Consider the following 264-nt stretch of genomic DNA (forward strand, 5'->3'; position numbering starts at 1 on the left):
TTTCCAAAAAAAAGATTTAGATAAGATGACAAGTGAGCAAGCAAATTCAATTGTATCAATCTATGGATTAAATGAAGCTATTGTTTTAGATAGGCAGACACAAACAAGCAAAGTCACTTCTATGCTTCCTTTTATACAGTTCATAAAAGAGAATCGAGCACCTCTTTGTAATTTTCAAAAAATTAGTCAAGTGACAGATGTAAAAACATTTGCTCAATATATCCAAGATCCTTCTAGTTTTGTTAGAGTTGTTGCGATGAAAAA

1 protein-coding gene is annotated in these 264 nt (G+C 30.7%); it reads left to right on the forward strand.

Features of this window, described 5'->3' with window-relative positions:
• Positions 1-25: 25 nt before the first annotated feature.
• A partial coding sequence (locus TY19_RS00705) for a hypothetical protein (protein ID WP_148300605.1) occupies positions 26-264 on the forward strand: 239 nt, incomplete at its 3' end.

Origin of the sequence: Candidatus Protochlamydia sp. R18 (assembly GCF_000648255.1) — a bacterium.
Lineage (GTDB): Bacteria > Chlamydiota > Chlamydiia > Chlamydiales > Parachlamydiaceae > Protochlamydia > Protochlamydia amoebophila.